This is a genomic window from Candidatus Accumulibacter vicinus (assembly GCF_000584955.1).
Taxonomy (GTDB): Bacteria; Pseudomonadota; Gammaproteobacteria; order Burkholderiales; family Rhodocyclaceae; genus Accumulibacter; species Accumulibacter vicinus.
Genome location: NZ_JDSS02000013.1, coordinates 6,259 through 21,831, shown reverse-complemented (window position 1 = coordinate 21,831; position 15,573 = coordinate 6,259). Strand labels below are relative to the sequence as shown.

The window sequence follows — 15,573 nt, the reverse complement described above, 5'->3', positions numbered from 1 at the left end:
AACCTTGGTGATGCCAATGCAGTATCCCGCCACTTTGCGGCGCTGACGGCCAAACCCGAGCGCGCAGTCAAGTTCGGGATCAAGGCAGATGCCGTATTTCCGCTCTGGGATTGGGTGGGTGGACGTTTCTCGCTGTGGTCGGCGGTTGGGCTGGCACTGATGATCGCCATTGGGCCACATGCTTTTGCCGATCTGCTTGCCGGTGCGGAACGTATGGACGAACATTTCCGCAGCACGCCCTACGAGCGCAACCTGCCAGTGGTGATGGCTCTGATCGGCATCTGGAACACCAATTTCCTGGGTGCAACGAGCAATGCGGTGTTGCCCTACAACGAGTCGCTGAAATATTTCCCGTCGTTCCTGCAACAGCTCGAAATGGAAAGCAATGGCAAGTCGGTCGGTAGCGACGGGCAGCCACTTGCCTGTGCATCGAACCCCATCGTCTGGGGCGAACTGGGCAATAATGGCCAGCATGCCTTCTTTCAGTTGCTTCACCAGGGCGGGCGACTGGTACCCTGTGATTTCATCGCGGCCGTACGCTCCGACTATCCTCTTCCCGGTCATCAGGAGGCTTTGCTTGCCAACTGTTTTGCACAAAGCGCGGCACTGGCGTTCGGCAAGACAGCCGAAGAGGCACGGAGCGAATTGCACGGCACGATGCCGGCTACGGCGCTTGAGTCCCTCTTGCCGCACAAGGTGTTTGCCGGCAATCAGCCATCATCGACACTGCTGCTTTCCCGCCTTGATCCGCAAACACTCGGCGCGCTGATCGCACTTTACGAACACAAGGTATTTGTGCAGGGCGCCATCTGGGGGCTCAACTCTTTCGACCAGTGGGGCGTCGAGCTGGGCAAGGCCGTTGCCAGCAGCATCCTGCCGGCCATTGCCAATCCGCCCCTGGCAGAAAAGTTCGACGCATCGACGCAGGGATTGCTGGCGTTCAGCCGGCAGCATCTGGCATGAATCCGAGTCTCTCCAGCAGTGACTCAGGGTTCTCATATTAGTGACTAGTGACGAGGCATGACATGACTATGCAGGTGATCAGCGTTCCCAGTACGCCTTTCTCCGGTCAGAAGCCGGGGACCTCCGGGCTGCGAAAGAAAGTGACCGTATTTCGGCAGGCGCGGTATCTCGAGAATTTCGTACAAGCCATCTTCGATACCTTGTCTGGCCAGCAGGGCCAGACACTGGTCCTTGGTGGCGATGGCCGCTATTACAACGATGTCGCCATTCAAACCATCCTGCGGATGGCTGCGGCGACCGGTTTTGGTCGCGTACTGGTTGGTCGCAACGGCATTCTATCCACCCCGGCGGCCAGCGCCGTCATCCGCAAATGGCAGGCTTTTGGCGGGATCATCCTGTCGGCCAGTCACAACTCGGGCGGTCCCGACGGGGATTTCGGCATCAAGTATAACCTTGGCAATGGCGGACCCGCCAACGAAAGTTTTACCGATGCCGTTTATTTGCGCACTCAGCAAATCAGTGCCTATGGTACCGTCGAGTCCCCGGATATCAACCTGAGCAAGGTTGGCGAGACGCGCATCGGTGATATGGTCGTCAACATCATCGATCCGGTAGCCGACTACGCCGAACTTCTCGAATCCCTGTTCGATTTCGATCGCATTGCCCGCCTGCTGGCTCGCCCGGACTTTCGCATGCGTTTCGACGCGATGCACGCAGTCACCGGCCCCTATGCGCTGGAAATTCTCGAAAATCGTCTCGGTGCCCCCCCCGGTACGGTGGTCAACGGCATCCCGCTGCCCGATTTCGCAGGTGGCCACCCCGATCCCAACCCGGTATACGCTGCTGATCTGGTCGCGGCACTGGCTGACAGCCGTTCGGGCCTATCCTTTGGCGCAGCCTCTGATGGGGATGGCGACCGCAATATGATCGTCGGCCGTAATTTCGTGGTTAGTCCGAGCGATAGTCTGGCCGTTCTCGCCGCCAACCATGCGCTGGTTCCAGCTTACGCCAGCGGCTTGGCGGGTGTCGCACGCTCAATGCCGACGAGTTGTGCAGTCGACCGCGTCGCCGCGGCACTCGGAATTCCTTGCTACGAAACACCGACTGGCTGGAAGTACTTCGGGTCGCTGCTGGATGCCGGCCGGTGCACCCTGTGCGGCGAAGAGAGCGCGGGTACCGGTTCCAATCATGTGCGCGAGAAGGATGGCCTGTGGGCAGTACTCTACTGGCTCAACATTCTGGCCGTGCGCGACCTGCCTGCCGACGTGATTGTTCGTGAACACTGGCGACGCTTCGGGCGCAATGTCTACTCCCGCCACGATTACGAAGGCATCGAGACGGCGCAAGCTGATCGCCTGATGAATGAATTGCGGGCTCGTCTCTCGCAACTGCCGGGCTCGGAGTATGGAGGCCTGCACATCGCAGCAGCCGATGATTTTGCCTATGTCGATCCGGTTGATGGCTCACGTTCGGAGCGTCAGGGGATCCGCATCCTGCTCGACGATGGTTCGCGGGCGGTATTTCGCTTATCGGGTACAGGTACCGAGGGAGCCACCTTGCGCGTCTATCTCGAACGTTTTATCGCCGACCCCAGCCAACACGAAATTCCCACGCAGGAAGCCTTGGCGCCACTGGTTGGCCTGGCCGACGCGGTGGCACGGATTGCCGCGATCACGGGCAGAAAAGCGCCGGATGTGATCAGTTAGTTAATGTGAAAGTCGTGTCAGCGATTCACGAATATCCCCTCCTCCTCGCAATGGAGAGGTCGGGAAGAAGGAAACGGTCATGACTTTGATGATTGGGGGTAACCCACCGGCTACGCAGCAAAGAATGGGTGACGAGCGCCACCTGATGCGATGAATCGATTTCAGAAGGGGATAGCAAAATGGTTGATAGAAAGACATTCCAGTTGCCGCGCAAGGCGATTGCCCTGGTCCTTGCTGGCGGACGCGGCAGCCGATTGCACGAACTGACGGACCGCCGTGCCAAGCCGGCGGTCCACTTCGGCGGCAAGTTCCGGATCATCGACTTCGCCTTGTCCAACTGCGTCAACTCGCAGATCAGGCGAATTGGCGTGGTCACCCAATACAAGTCACATAGCCTCTTGCGCCACCTGCAGCGCGGCTGGAACTTCCTTCATGGTGAGGTTAACGAGTTCGTCGACCTGCTTCCGGCACAGCAGCGTATCGACGAAGAGTCCTGGTATCGGGGAACTGCCGACGCGGTGTACCAGAACATCGACATTCTCGAGACCTATCGGCCCAAACCCGAGTTCGTCGTGATTCTGGCTGGCGACCATGTTTACAAAATGAACTACGCCGTGATGCTGGTTGACCATGTCGAGAGCGGTGCCGAGTGTACGGTTGCCTGTATCGAAGTCCCGCGTCAAGAAGCCAGTGGCTTCGGGGTCATGGCCGTCGATGATAACGGCATGATTACCGACTTTATCGAGAAGCCTGCCGACCCACCGGCGATGCCGGGCAAACCCGATATGTCCTTGTGCAGCATGGGGGTTTACGTGTTCAACGCCAATTACCTGTATGCCGAGCTGGCGCGCGACATCGCCGACCCGACATCCGACCATGATTTCGGCAAGAACATCATTCCGCATGCCGTGCGCAATCGCGTGGCCGCAGCGCACGCCTTCTCACGCAGTTGCATCGTCGCCCCGGACGAGCAGTTCAGAGAGCATTATTGGCGTGACGCGGGGACGATTGATTCCTACTGGGATGCGAACATCGATCTGACTGCGACGGTGCCGGCGCTCAATCTCTACGACCGCAACTGGCCCGTGTGGACTTATCAACAACAATTCCCCCCTGCCAAGTTCGTGCACAACCATCTCGACCGGCGCGGTAATGCCATCGAGTCTTCGGTATCCAGCGGCTGTATCGTTTCCGGAGAAGTCAACCGATCGCTGCTTTTCTCCGGTTGCCGTGTTCATTCCTATTCACGAGTCAATCTATCGGTTATCCTTCCCGATTCGACGATCGGCAGCAGGGCGCGCCTCAGCCACTGCGTCGTGGACAGCGACTGCAATATCCCGGCGAACATGGTGATCGGAGAAGACCCGGCTGAAGATGCGCGTCGCTTCCGCCGTACCGAGAACGGAATCACGCTGATTACCCGGAAAATGCTCGAACAGCTCACCTGATACGGAAATAAAGTACCTCTTGCGCATCCTGCACGTTGCCGCCGAAATCTATCCGCTGGTCAAGACCGGCGGCCTTGCTGACGTCGTCGCTGCCTTGCCCGTCGCGCTTGCTGCACGCGGCCTGGATGTCCGCGTGCTGTTGCCCGGAATGCCGGCCATTCTCAACGGCGTCGGCGACCAGAAGCCACTGATCCGCCTCGGACCGGCGTTCGGGGCGGCGGTCATCACGTTGCGACTGGGCCGTCTTCCGGACAGCGGCTTGCTGGCCTACGTCATCGACGCCCCCTTCCTTTACCGGCGTGACGGCGATCCGTATCTGGGGCCGGACGGTCGCGACTGGAATGACAATCATCGGCGCTATGCCCTCCTCGGCTGGATTGCAGCGCATCTGGCCACCGGCGAGCTGGACGAAGCCTGGCAGCCGGAGGTGGTGCATGCACACGACTGGCACGCGGGACTGGCGCCGGCCTATATTGCGCAGAACCCGGCGCTGAATACCGCAACGGTGTTCACGATTCACAATCTTGCCTTCCGTGGGCTGTTTCCTCTCGACCACCATACGGACCTCGGCCTGCTGATTTCCGGTGCCGATCAAAGCGCACTCGAATTTTACGGGCACCTGTCGTTTATGAAATCGGCGCTCGTGCACGCCAAGCGAGTGAACACGGTCAGCCCGACCTATGCCCATGAGATCTGCACACCAAAGCACGGCTGGGGACTCGACGGGCTGTTACGTGATCGTGGCGGGCATCTGTCGGGCATTCTCAACGGGGTCGACTATTCGGTATGGGATCCGACCAACGACCCGGCGCTACCCAAGGGCTACAGCGCCGACAAGCTGCGTGGCAAAAAGGTTTGCAAGCTCAAGCTGCAAGCTGAAATGGGCTTTGCGGTCCGGGGGAAAACCCCCCTGTTCGCCGTGGTCAGTCGCCTGACATCGCAGAAAGGCATGGATCTGGTTCTCGCATGCCTGCACGAACTGCGCACCGAAGGCGGACAACTGGTCGTGATCGGCAGTGGCGAAGCGGAAATCGAAGCAGGTTTCAGGACCGCAGCGGCGGCACATCCCCATACCGTATCGGTACATCTTGGCTACGATGAGGGACTGGCGCATCGCATCATCGCCGCTGCCGATGTTCTTCTGGTTCCCTCGCGTTTCGAGCCGTGCGGCCTGACCCAGTTGTATGCCCTGCGCTATGGCACCCTGCCACTGGTGCGACGGGTTGGCGGCCTGGCCGATACCGTCACGGACGCCACGCCGGGCAACCTCAAGGACGGCACAGCCAACGGTTTCGTCTTTGACGATCCCAGCAGTCGTGCCCTGGCTATTCGCCTGAGCGAGGCCTGTGCGCTCTACCGCGACCACCAATCGACGTGGCACCAGTTGCAACGGCGCGGCATGGCACAGGATTTCTCCTGGGCCGATTCGGCGGCACGCTATGAGGCGCTGTACCGGAGTATCTGAACGACCGGGTATCCGAGCGTCTTCAACTGACCGGCGCCATGCCTTGCGCGATGGGCATGCCGGTCGCTTCCAGAAACAAGCTCCCACAGGAGAATCTCGTGTCCCTTGATCATTGCCTGATTCGACCCTTCGCCGGCCTGCGTCCGCGTCGCGCAGACGCTGCTGCAGTCGCTGCGCCGCCTTATGACGTTCTCTCCAGCGCAGAGGCCCGCCAGGCGGTAATCGGCAAACCGCTGTCCTTTCTGCATGTCTCCAGAGCGGAAATCGACCTGCCACCGGCGGTCGATCACTATGCACCAGAGGTGTATGCCAGGTCGGCCCAGAATTTTCAGCGAATGATCGATGATGGGGTGCTTTGCCGTGACCCGCTTGCCTGCTATTACGCCTATCGACTGGTCATGGGGGAGCACGTTCAGACCGGGCTGGTCGCCACCGCGTCGGTTGCCGCCTACGACAATCACCGTATCCGCAGACACGAGTTTACGAGGCCTGACAAGGAAGATGACCGGGTACGCCAGATCGAGGCCCTGAATGCGCAGACCGGACCGGTGCTGCTCGCTCACCCGGACAGCGTGCAGGCAGAGCATCTGCTCGCGCTTGCTACCGACCGCCCACCGATCGCCGATTTGATCGCCGACGATGGCATCAGGCATACGCTGTGGGCAATCGATGACCCCGCAAGCATTGCACACATCAGTGCAGTGTTTGGCGCCATGCCCAATCTCTACATTGCCGATGGCCACCATCGCTCGGCGGCTGCCGCGCGGGTTGCTGCCGCTCGGCGTCACCAGAACCAGGCATCTGACAATGCCGAGTTCTTTCTCTCGGTCATTTTCCCGTCTTCACAGATGCTGATCATGGATTACAACCGGGTGGTGCGGGACCTCAACGGTCTGACCGAGGAAGCCTTTCTGGCGGCTATCAGCCAATGCTACACCGTCGTTGCATCCGGCAAGCCGGTCAAACCGGAACGTCGCGGCGTTTGCGGCATGTACCTCGGTAACCGATGGTACCGGCTGGAGATTCGGTCCGGACGGGTGCCCGTGTCGGACCCGGTGCGCCAGCTCGACGTCTCGGTACTTGCCGAGCAACTTCTCGGTCCGTTGCTCGGGATCACCGACCTGCGCCGAGACACCCGTATCGACTTTGTCGGCGGCATGCGTGGCCTGTCCGAACTCGAACGGCGGGTGAACAGCGGCGAAATGGCCGTCGCCTTTGCCATGTATCCGACGCAGATGGCCGATCTGATGGCTGTTGCCGACGCCGGCCAGGTCATGCCACCCAAGTCTACCTGGTTTGAACCCAAGCTTGCTGACGGACTGGTATCGTACCTGCTCGATCCGGATTAGGCCAACCGGCCGTCAAGGCTCCAATCTCTTGCACCTGAAGAATGTGTCGCCCCTGTTGAAATTCGGGAAGGCTCCGCCATGTTGATGCAGCACTATCTGACCTCACTGTTCGAACCCAAATCGGTTGCCGTGATCGGCGCGTCAGATCGGGAGAAATCGGTTGGCAACATCATTTTCAAGAACATCCTGCATTCGCACTACCGAGGGCAGGTCTACGCGGTCAATCCCCAGCACCAGACGATTCAGGGGCAGCCCGCGTACAAATCGGTCGAACGAATCGGTGGCCGAATCGACCTGGCGATCATCGCCACCCGACCACAGACCGTTCCACGAATCATGGAGCAGTGTGGGCGCTGCGGCGTACGCAATACGATCGTCATTGCCTCCGGCTTTTCCGAGGCCGGCAGCAGTGGCGCGGCATTGGAGCGAAAGGTGGTGGAAATCGCGCGCACCTATAACGTGCGGGTCCTGGGACCAAACTGCCTGGGAGTCATTCGCCCTGACATCGGTCTCAACGCAACCTTTACCAAGGTGAGCGCCGAGCCTGGCGATCTGGCTCTGGTTGCACAGTCCGGCGCCATGTGTTCAGCGGTCCTTGATTGGGCCGAGACGAGCCGGATCGGATTCTCTTCGGTGATTTCCCTGGGCGTGACCGTGGACGTCGATTTTGGCGAGATTCTCGATTATCTGATCTATGACGACAAAACGCGTTACATCCTGATGTACGTCGAAGGCATCCGCAACGCCCGACGTTTCATGAGCGCGCTACGCTCGGCGGCGCGAATCAAGCCGATCATCCTCCTGAAAGCGGGACGGCACGAACTGGGAGCGCAGGCGGCGGTAGCACATTCCGGCATGGCCGCGGTTCCCGACGCCGTATTCGACGCTGCGCTGCGCCGTACCGGAGCGGTGCGCGTGCAGAACATCGGACAGTTGTTCTATGCGGCCAAGGCCCTGTCGTCGAAGTTCCATCCTCGCGGCGACCGTCTGGCCATCGTCACCAACGGCGGCGGTCCGGGCGCCGTCGCCGCCGACCGTGCCGGCGATCTGGGCATCCCACTCGCCAGCCTGTCGCCTGAAACCTGCAACAAGCTGAAACAGATCCTGCCCGCCGATTGCTCTTACCTCAACCCGATCGACATCGGTGGCGACGCCACACCCGAGCGCTATCGTGAAACGATTCTGGCGGTGGCCGTCGACGAGAATGTGGACAGCACGCTGGTGATGCTCTCGCCGCAGGCGATGACCGAGCCGATGGAGGTCGCCCAGGCAATCATTGATGTCGCCGAGGAGGTCAGCCTGACCATTTCCTGCTGCTGGATGGGTGGCCGGCAGGTTGCCGAAGCCCGCCGATTGCTGGAAGAAGCGGGGATTCCGGTATTCCGTACGCCCGAGACGGTGATCGAACTTTTCCACACGATTTCCAAGTACTTCCGTAACCAGAAACTGCTCCTGCAGACGCCCGGACCGACCCGCCAGTCGGGGCTCACCGGCGAGCGCGGCGGCCGCATGCTGATCGAGACCCTGTTGGGCGAGCGCCGCAAGGTCTTGTCGGAGATGGAATCGAAGGCCATTCTGCGCACTTTCAACGTCCCCGTTGCACAAACGATGATGGCACACAGCGCCAGTGAAGCGCTTTTTGTTGCCGAACAAATCGGCTTTCCGGTCGCCATGAAGATCGATTCTCCGGATCTGACGCGCAAGTCGGAAGCCGGCGGCGTGCGCCTGAACATTGCCAATACCCAGGCCGTGTGGAACGCATACCACGACATCATCAACACGGTGCAACTGCGTCACCCGGAGGCGGTGGTGAATGGGGTTTCGATCGAACCTTACCTGTCGCGACCGCATGGTCGGGAATTGATGATCGGGGTATTTCGTGATCCACTTTTCGGGCCGCTGATCTGTTTTGGCGCGGGTGGCTTCGACGCCGAGATCTTCAACGAGCGTTCACTGGCGATTCCACCCTTGAACCGCTTCCTCGCCAGGGATCTGATCGAGTCGAATTGCGCGTCGAGGATGCTCGAAAAGTTCCACAACCATCCGGCCGTTAACCACGATGCGCTGGAGGAGGTGCTGGTATGCATTTCCGAGCTGGTCTGCGACCTGCCATGGATCAAGGAGCTTGATCTGAATCCGCTGATCGTCGATGAAAACAGTGCAATCGTGGTCAGTGCCCGGATCGTCATCGACCATACTCTCGGTACCGGTAGCGAGCTCTATGCGCACATGGCGATTCATCCTTACCCGGTGCACCTGATACAGAAGTGGCAGATGCCCAACGGCAGCACCGTCACCATTCGTCCGGTTCGCCCCGAAGATGCCGACCTGGAACGTGAATTCGTCAGGAACCTGTCCGAAGAATCACGATATTTCCGCTTCATGGAATCGATCCTCGAGCTGCCGCTGCCGGTAATCGTACGCTTTACGCAGATCGACTACGATCGCGAGCTCGCGATGATCGCCACGACCGTCGACGACACGGGTCGCGAGACGCAGATCGGCAGCGCCCGCTACGTCCTGACCCCGGACGGGGAGTCGGTGGAATTCGCCATCGCCATCGACGACAAATGGCAGCAGTTCGGGCTGGGCCGCCGCCTGATCTCGGTGTTGATCGACTGTGCCCGAACCAAGGGTTATCGAGCCCTGGTCGGCGATCTGCTGGGTACCAACCACAAGATGCTGCGCATGATGCGAAGACTCGGCTTCACGATCCATCCGCATCCGGAACTTCCGGGCGTGAAGCGCGCCATCAAGCCCCTGCACGGCTGAGACGACCAGCCCGGCCCGGGCTTTGCGGTTCGCGGATCGGCATCAAGTCTCTGGACAGAGAAATTGATTGATCGCATCCTTTGCGGGGAGGTGGGTGTTTGACCACCCGAGGCGTCCACCACGTTCAATCGCACCCCTTTCCCGCCAACCCCCCCATTTCGGCGCGAAGGGCGCTTGCCATTCATTCGGCGCGGAACGAGTAGAATGGACGCTTGTAAAATTTTTGCCCCCAGCGCATTTGCGCCGGAGCATTCTGAACGAATGAGGAAGCAAATGAAACTGGCAACGACTGCGCCATACCGATTCCTGATCACTGCCGTCCTCGTCACCCTGACGGCCGCCTGCAACCAGACACCGCCTGAACAGGCCGCGGCGAAGCGCGAGGCGCAAGCGCCCCCAGCGACCCCCCCCGAGGGCAGCAAGGCCGCTCTCAGCGAGCTTTCGCTCGTTGACGCAAAGATTGCCCGCAACAGTGCAGGAACGCTGGTGGTCCAGGGACGGGTCAATAATGCATCGAAGCAGGCGATTGGCCACGCCGAAGCCGAACTCAGGCTTTTCGACAAGAACGGCGAAGCCATCGGCACCGTCACACCGATCGTCAACAACCTGCAGGCAGGTTTTGCATGGAACTTCGAAACCGAAATCGAGCAGCAAAACGCGGTCAGCGCGAAGCTGGTCGGCTTTACTGGCAAGTAGCCGCAGGACTCAGGCTTTCAGGGCCTGTGAACGAGGTGCAAAGCGCCTCTAATACCCTCTTCCGGAAACGCCGGCGCCTCGGTTGAAGGGAACGAACTGTACCTCCACCGCCATCTGGCTCTTGACCGCGCGGCCATGGTGCATGCCTGGCGAGAAGCGCGCTGACGCGAATGCCGTCAGTGCCGCTTCCTCGAAAAAACCGCTCGGCAACGCACGCACGACGACAAGTTCATCCACATCGCCGCTGGCGCCGATGAAGAGCCGCAAGACGACCGTCCCCTGTTGATTCCCGGCCGACTCCGGATACTCCGGTTGAATGTCTGACAAGGGCACCGGCGGCACATCCAGCAGGCTGGCCAGCCCATAGCTTGCGTGCCGGGCAAGGCGAGCGGCTTCCTCGTCGGCCAAGGCACGCTCGGCGCTCGCCGAGGGCGGAGCCACAGTCGAAACCGCTTCCGCACGTGCCGGAGACTCCGGTGATCCGGAGGGGTTCGCCGCACCATGGCGATCAGGAGTACGCGTCTCCTTCTGGGCCTCCTGCGCGGGGGTCGGGGCGACACTGGCTGGTGATTCCTGGCTCTGCGACACAGGCTCGGGAACCTCGGCAGGCTGTTCGGAAGGCGCGGCAACACTTGCTCGACGGAACTCCGAAAAACTCGCCATCAGCAAGATCGGTACCGAACGAGCGGCAGAAGGAGGGAACAGGCTTACCCCGTCCGAGCGTCCGGCGCCGCTGGTGAACAGCATCAACAGGATGTGCAGGCCGAACGAGCACGCCAGCGCTACCCACAGGTAACGGTTCTCTGGTGCCCGGATTTCCGAACGCCAGCACTCAAGCAATCTATCCATCGAGATCCTGACAATCAAACGCACACCCCAACGGTCGCGGCTCCTCCAGGCTCCTCCGATCAGGAAAGTGACGATTGTTTCCCTCTCCCCGATCCCTCTCCCGCAAGCGGGAAGAGGGATTCGTGAGTCGCTGAGGAGGCGCTTCCGACCTCAATTGATCACCTCACGCCAGCTCACGCGTTTGCCTGCCGGAGGCGGCGTCAGCACCGGCAGTTCCACAACCTGGGGTGGCTTGTCACCCGAACCGATCACGTCAACCACTATTCGCCCGTCTGTCAGACGCACGAAGTTGAGACCAACCGCCAGGGTTTCGTTCAAACGTCTTGAGGCGGCCAGATTGGGTGAGGTGGGCACCGCCAGACCGGTACGGAAGTCCAGGAAATTCAACCAGCTATGACCGCCGATACTGCACGCCGAATTGCTCGGGACGTTGCTGGCGAAGGTCAGCGTACCCAGTTGCAGTTTTGGATCGATATTGACCCGCTCACCGGATTCGGGCAAATCGACCACCCAGCCATTGGTGCCTGCGCAGGCTGCTTCAGACCCGCTACAGGCAATGGTCCGGTAAAGCTCGCCTGCAGGCTGCGTCATCTGCAAGGGCTTCAAGACGCTGCGCAGGTCGGCATAGGCCGGCGATCCGGTAAGCGGATCCTTGAAACCATACGTCGACTGGGTACGGGTATCAGGCAGGTCGCCAAGCCCGAGCAAACGCCCGGTGCCAATGAAGACCCACGGCTTTCCTTCGATTTCCCCCAGTTCGGGACGTGTCGTGATCGGCTGCGGATTCCCCGCCGAATCCTTCGCCGTTCCCAACAGCGTCGCCTCCCGACCATCGGGATCGAGATTGTCATTGACATCGAAGCGCCAGACGTTGCCCAGCATGTCCACCCCGTACACTCGCAGCGAAGTGTTGTTGAGCAGCACGTTATCAACGAAATTATTGATCTGGTTGAGTCCGCTGGGCGTCTCTGCATCGCCGGCACCCGTGGCGATCTTGGCAATCAGCTTGCCGGTGTCGGCATTGAGCACGTACAGATAACCGTTGCCATCGCCTGCCTTGGCCGGGCTGTTGACGTTGTTCACGCCGGAGGTCACGAAAACCACCCAGGTGCCATCCTGGAGCTTGGAGATGATCGGGCGGCCAAAGGTATAGCCAAGATGGCAGTCGGACCCGACCCCGGTGGTCACGCCATCCCAGCACGCATCGCTCCAGCCGAATTCCCACAAGCCCTTCGGGGCCGCCGGATCGGTCACGTCCAGGGCATAATAGCCCTTTCCGCCCTTGTTGAGTCCGCCAACCAGAATCGTTTTCCAGGTGGAACCGGTATAGATGTCACCCACCGTCGGCGAACCATCGACGTAGAACTGGTGGGTATTGGCATAGTTGTTGTCGGCCAGCTTGAAGAGATTCGGCAGAACCAGTCTCGGAATGAATGCCCAGGACTCCGCCCCGTTTGCCGCGACAAAGGCATGCAGCATGCCATCGTTGGCGCCTGCGTAGATCATCGGCGTACGCCCGGCATGGTCGCTCTTGAACGTGGCATAACCGCTATCCGCGTAGGAGGCGAAGGGCCCCTTGACGAAAGCCGGCTGGGAGTTCACGAAGTCCCCCAGAACATGCGTGCGGGCACGGTAAAGCTTGGTCAGATCATTGGTCGTAAACAGCGCCGTCCCCTCGTGCGTGTGCTGACCACGCAGATAGTTCACCAGATTCGCGCCGGCGGCGGCCGTCCGCTGGTCGACCGTGCCACCGCTGCCATCCGACATGCTCGGATACTGACTGAACTGTGCCACACTGGCGGACCCGAAATAGGCTTGTTCGGCCGCCACCAGTCCGGTCGTGGGGTCACCGGTCGGCAGGCCGGAGACATCACAGGCCCGCGTCTCCCAGGTGAAGGGAGCGAGATTGTTGCTTGCACCGGAGCGGAACAGATGGATGGTCCGCCGGTCGCAAGCCGATCCGATCTTGGCATCCAGCAAGGGCTGCGATCGCCACTGCGTGGTCGTGCTCATGACGCCGGTCGCCGGGTTGATCTCATAAGCGGCCAGATCGCCCACCCACTCCTGCGAGATGTAGCTGGTGCGATAGGCGGCATTGTCCCCGGCCACCGGCGACAAGGTCGAAGTCGCTGCCGCCGAGCCGGCGCCCAGCAGCGACTGAATCCCTGCCAGCGCCTGCTGGAGCCCACTGACCACCGAATTCGGGTCGTCGGCGCTGAAATAAAGCCCACGGCCGTTGACTGCGGTGTGCCAGAAATCGTCGATCGACCGCGGGTCGCTGTAGCGCGTGGCATCGGAGTAATCGAGGGTCGGATCGGGCCACACCGGCCAGGACTTCGGCGTGCAGTTCGGGAAGCTCGGATCGGTGACCGGACAGGTATTGTTGCAGCCGCCGCTCAGCGGATTGCAGCGAATCCGCGCAAAATCCCCGACCGTGTCGATTTTGTAGGTTGGACTGTAATTGAGGGTACCGGACACCCCGAGCGCCAGGGTGAAGGTCGTCATGTGCTGGTGAGTGGCACGATCCGCTTCGGCACCGATGGTTGCCGCAACCCGTACGTCGTTGGTCAACTCCGGACGCAAATCAGTGACATAGTAGTACTGGGCAACGTCAGCCAGAGAATTGCTGCTGCCCCCGGTAATGGTCGAATCCACGACACAGGGCCATTCACTGCAAGGACTCGGCGGCGGCGCGTCATCGTTGCTCGAACGTGCGGAGTCCGGGACGGGACCCAGGGGAGCGGCCAGTGTCGAGACATCGGGATGACAGACACCGTCGACATCGACGTAATCCGGATCGTCGGTAGTCGTCGATCGGCTGATTTCGAAACCGCTGACGCCACCGTTCAGGAAGATCGAGGTCACGCCGGTCTGAACGCGCTTCTGCAGCTTGTGGCCATTCAGGTAGTCGCAAGTGGTGGTTTGGTAATCCGGTGCAATGGGCAAGACCGGCGTACAGGACGCCACTTCGGTCGGACCGGTTTCGACCAGCGCACATGTGGTGGTCACCCAGTCATTGTCCGAACCTGCCGCTGTCGGCGTACACGAGGCCACCGGAGTGGGCCCGCTGGTCGCGGTGGTGCAGGTCGTGGCCGTATAGCTGTTGCCGGCAGACGCAGTCGCCGGCGTACAGGTGGCCACGGCGGTTGGCCCAGTGGTCGCGGTAGTGCAGGTTGTGGTGGTATATCCATTGCCTGCGGTGGGCGAGATCGGTGTACAGGTAGCCACCGGAGTTGGCCCGGTGTTCGCGGTCGAACAGGTCGTGGCCGTATAGCTGTTGCCGGCAGACGCTGACACCGGCGTACAGGTGGCCACCGGGGTGGGTCCGGTCGCTTCGGTCGAGCAGGTCGTGGCCGTATAGCTATTGCCGGAAGACGCCGCCGCCGGCGTACAGGAAGCCACCGGGCTGGGTCCGGTGGTCACGGTATTGCAGGTCGTGGTCGTGTAGCCGTTGCTGGAAGATGCGGTTGCCGGCGTACACGACGACACGCCGGTGGGACCACTGGTGACGGTGTTGCAGGTCGTGGCCGTATAGCTGTTGCCGGAAGACGCCGCCACCGGCGTACATGACGCCACGCCGGTCGGCCCGCTGGTCGCGGTCGAACAGGTCGTGGCCGTATAGCTGTTGCCGGAAGACGCTGACACCGGCGTACAGGAGGCTACCGGGGTCGGCCCGGTGGCCACGGTGTTGCAGGTCGTGGTCGTATAGCTGTTGCTGGAAGAAGCGGTCGCGGGCGTACACGACGCCACCGCAGTGGGCCCGGTGGTCACGGTATTGCAGGTCGTGGTCGTATAGCTGTTGCTGGCCGAAGCGGTTGCGGGCGTACACGACGCCACGCCGGTGGGTCCGGTGGTCACGGTGTTGCAGGTCGTGGCCGTGTAGCTGGTGCCGGCAGACGCCGCCACCGGCGTACATGTCGCCACGCCGATCGGCCCGGTGGTCGCGGTCGAACACGTCGTGGCCGTATAGCTGTTGCCGGCAGACGCAGACACCGGAGTACAGGTGGCCACCGGGGTGGGTCCGGTGGTCACATTGTTGCAGGTGGTGGTCGTATAGCTGTTGCCGGAAGAAGCGGTCGCAGGCGTACACGACGCCACCGCAGTGGGCCCGGTGGTCACGGTGTTGCAGGTCGTCGCCGTATAGCTGTTGCCGGAAGACGCAGTTGCCGGCGTACACGACGCCACGCCGGTGGGTCCGGTGGTCGCGGTGTTGCAGGTCGTCGCCGTGTAGCTGTTGCCGGCAGACGCCGCCACCGGCGTACACGACGCCACGCCGGTCGGCCCGGTGGTCACGGTGTTGCAGGTCGTCGCCGTATAGCTGTTGC

General features: G+C 61.2%; 9 protein-coding genes and 1 pseudogene. 7 read left to right on the top strand and 3 right to left on the bottom strand.

Translation table 11 applies throughout. The features are described from left to right. From pgi to CAPSK01_RS03330, 7 genes and pseudogenes are all read left to right on the top strand, one after another. A pseudogene (gene pgi / locus CAPSK01_RS21685) lies at positions 1-963 on the top strand (glucose-6-phosphate isomerase); the annotation flags it as partial. A 68-nt stretch (positions 964-1,031) separates the two neighbouring features. After that, a complete protein-coding gene (locus CAPSK01_RS03355; RefSeq protein ID WP_034922537.1) occupies positions 1,032-2,669 on the top strand; it encodes an alpha-D-glucose phosphate-specific phosphoglucomutase in 1,638 nt (545 codons plus the stop codon). A gap of 179 nt (positions 2,670-2,848) precedes the next feature. After that, a complete protein-coding gene (gene glgC, locus CAPSK01_RS03350) occupies positions 2,849-4,117 on the top strand; it encodes a glucose-1-phosphate adenylyltransferase (RefSeq protein WP_034922535.1) in 1,269 nt (422 codons plus the stop codon). 19 nt (positions 4,118-4,136) lie between these two features. Continuing rightward, complete coding sequence (glgA, locus tag CAPSK01_RS03345) at positions 4,137-5,582, top strand: glycogen synthase GlgA (protein WP_034922531.1); 1,446 nt, start codon at positions 4,137-4,139, stop codon at positions 5,580-5,582. A 98-nt stretch (positions 5,583-5,680) separates the two neighbouring features. Then, a complete protein-coding gene (locus CAPSK01_RS03340; RefSeq protein ID WP_273703013.1) occupies positions 5,681-6,931 on the top strand; it encodes a DUF1015 family protein in 1,251 nt (416 codons plus the stop codon). A 78-nt stretch (positions 6,932-7,009) separates the two neighbouring features. Then, positions 7,010-9,703, top strand: a complete 2,694-nt coding sequence (locus tag CAPSK01_RS03335; protein ID WP_034922529.1) for a GNAT family N-acetyltransferase — start codon at positions 7,010-7,012, stop codon at positions 9,701-9,703. Between the two features lie 273 nt (positions 9,704-9,976). Then, complete coding sequence (locus CAPSK01_RS03330) at positions 9,977-10,399, top strand: FxLYD domain-containing protein (protein ID WP_034922526.1); 423 nt, start codon at positions 9,977-9,979, stop codon at positions 10,397-10,399. Between the two features lie 48 nt (positions 10,400-10,447). On the opposite strand, the gene CAPSK01_RS21680 is transcribed toward CAPSK01_RS03330, so the two are convergent. From CAPSK01_RS21680 to CAPSK01_RS03315, 3 genes are all read right to left on the bottom strand, one after another. Then, positions 10,448-11,248 (bottom strand): energy transducer TonB, encoded by an 801-nt coding sequence (locus CAPSK01_RS21680; protein WP_273703012.1) that lies wholly within the window; start codon positions 11,246-11,248, stop codon positions 10,448-10,450. A gap of 150 nt (positions 11,249-11,398) precedes the next feature. Beyond that, the gene (locus CAPSK01_RS03320) at positions 11,399-14,257 is read right to left on the bottom strand and encodes a PilC/PilY family type IV pilus protein (RefSeq protein WP_273703011.1); all 2,859 of its coding nucleotides are present in this window, start codon (positions 14,255-14,257) and stop codon (positions 11,399-11,401) included. 352 nt (positions 14,258-14,609) lie between these two features. Beyond that, positions 14,610-15,573 (bottom strand): hypothetical protein (locus CAPSK01_RS03315; RefSeq protein ID WP_034922523.1); only part of this gene is annotated, 964 nt, incomplete at its 5' end.

What these genes read in the sequence shown, in the direction of transcription:
- CAPSK01_RS03355 (WP_034922537.1), top strand. Translation starts at nt 1,032, where the DNA reads ATGCAGGTGATCAGCGTTCCCAGTACGCCTTTCTCCGGTCAGAAGCCG.
- glgC (WP_034922535.1), top strand. Translation starts at nt 2,849, where the DNA reads ATGGTTGATAGAAAGACATTCCAGTTGCCGCGCAAGGCGATTGCCCTG.
- CAPSK01_RS03335 (WP_034922529.1), top strand. Translation starts at nt 7,010, where the DNA reads ATGTTGATGCAGCACTATCTGACCTCACTGTTCGAACCCAAATCGGTT.
- CAPSK01_RS03330 (WP_034922526.1), top strand. Translation starts at nt 9,977, where the DNA reads ATGAAACTGGCAACGACTGCGCCATACCGATTCCTGATCACTGCCGTC.
- CAPSK01_RS21680 (WP_273703012.1), bottom strand. Translation starts at nt 11,248, where the DNA reads ATGGATAGATTGCTTGAGTGCTGGCGTTCGGAAATCCGGGCACCAGAG.